The sequence below is a fragment of the Peribacillus sp. P4_C12 genome, from assembly GCF_056402095.1.
Genome location: NZ_JBFUIB010000644.1, coordinates 1 through 1837, shown reverse-complemented (window position 1 = coordinate 1837; position 1837 = coordinate 1). Strand labels below are relative to the sequence as shown.

The 1837-nt window shown below is 33.9% G+C and carries 1 protein-coding gene; it reads left to right on the top strand.

Annotation, left to right across the window (positions count from 1 at the left end; all coding sequences use genetic code 11):
- Nucleotides 1-563 precede the first annotated feature (563 nt).
- Complete coding sequence (locus AC1DUW_RS27555; protein WP_477644016.1) at nt 564-1730, top strand: MalY/PatB family protein; 1167 nt, start codon at nt 564-566, stop codon at nt 1728-1730.
- Nucleotides 1731-1837 lie beyond the last annotated feature (107 nt).

Genomic DNA, 1837 nt, shown 5'->3' with positions numbered 1-1837 from the left:
GTCTAAAGTCGTCGCCAGACTGAATTGACCGTTTAGAAGAATAATGATTAGTGTTTGGAAGATAAAGGGTGTGGGAAGTCAGAAAGAGTAAAAAGTAAGTATGATGTGAAAATTATTAATGCTGACTGCTGATTTGTTTATAGTAGTAGTTTTTATTTTGAAGCAAATAATAATTCGAAGGGGTCTGAAATAGGGACATTAAAAAAATAGGGATTTTGTTTATGATCTGTAGTATGTTTTTTAGTATCATCATTTATGTTGTTTAATCTAAGGCGTTATATATTTTTCGAGTAAAATTAAGTAGATATGGATGTTTTGGGCACTACAAACGCCTGGCTTTGTTATTAACGCTTACTTAACGGGCATGCCTGTTTTTTAGTTTTATTCTTAAAGTTACTGCATTTTTTGATATATTATTATTTATTGGAGATTTATGGACGAGGCTGCTAAGTTATTAACTGACTTTACTTAAGAAAAGCCAAAGTCATACCAAATATGTGCTTCAATCTCCTATATAATATGGATTGATTATCAATAGGGGATGAAAGATAGGAGAGAAAGTCATGCAACTAGAAAAATTAATTGATCGAAGAAAAACACATTCGGTTAAATGGTATATAGAAGATCAAGATATTATTCCGTTATGTATTGCCGATATGGATTTTCAAGTTTCAGAAGAAATAGTAAATGCCATAAGTCAAAAAGCACTGCACGGAATTTACGGCTATAGTACGTTTTGTGAGCGTTATTATGATGCTGTTCAGTATTGGTGGAAAACACAATATGATTGGGAGTTAAAACGAGAATGGATTTCTTTTAGCCCGGGAATCATTCCTGGAATTAATTTATTGTTAAAAGCATTAACACAACCGGGTGATAGGGTTATCGTACAAGACCCCGTATATTATCCGTTCTTTTCTACGATTGAAACACAAGGTTGTACCATTTTAAACAATTCTCTCATTTATTCGAATGGTGCCTATGAAATGAATTTTGAAGATTTTGAGGAAAAAGCATCACAGCCAAATACGAAAGTATTTATTTTGTGTAGCCCTCACAATCCAGTAGGTAGAGTGTGGACTTTTGAAGAATTGAGAAAAATAGGAGAAATTTGTGATAAACATGGTGTCTTTGTTATTTCGGATGAAATGCATGGAGATTTAACTTACTCAGGTTATAAACACATACCATTTGCAACGGTTCATCCAAACCATTTAAAATTTTCTATTACATGTGCTGCACCAAGTAAAACATTTAACATTGCGGGAATGCAAAGCTCTATTTTTATTATTCCGAATAAAGATGTTAAAGAAAAGTATGAGGCGCTTTTAACAGGATATGGATTAATGCGTCCAAATGCCTTTGCCGTGGAAGGAACGATTGCTGCCTACTATAATGGTTTACCTTGGCTCCAAGAAGTAAAGGGGTATTTGGAAGAGAATCTTCAATATGTTTGTTCCTTTCTAAAAGAATATATTCCTTCAATTAAAATTGTGAAACCAGAAGCAACCCATTTGATTTGGTTAGATTGTCGAGATCTAGGAATTCCACATGACAAATTGCATTCGTTCTTCTTAGAAAATGTAAGAGTTCGGCTCGATGAAGGTATGAAGTTTGGTAGCGGTGGCTATGGTTTTGAACGTATAAATATTGCATGTCCGCGTGAGGTTCTAACTGAAGCTTTACTTAGAATGAAAGCGGYAGTAAAAGGAAAAGAAGAATCCTGCTAACGATTTTAGCTAGCAGGTTTCTTCTTTATTTTACTCATGAATAAATCTACTACCTTTCCATTGTGTTAGGCATGGTGTTACTACAGACTTTTCCTTTCTGTAAAGTC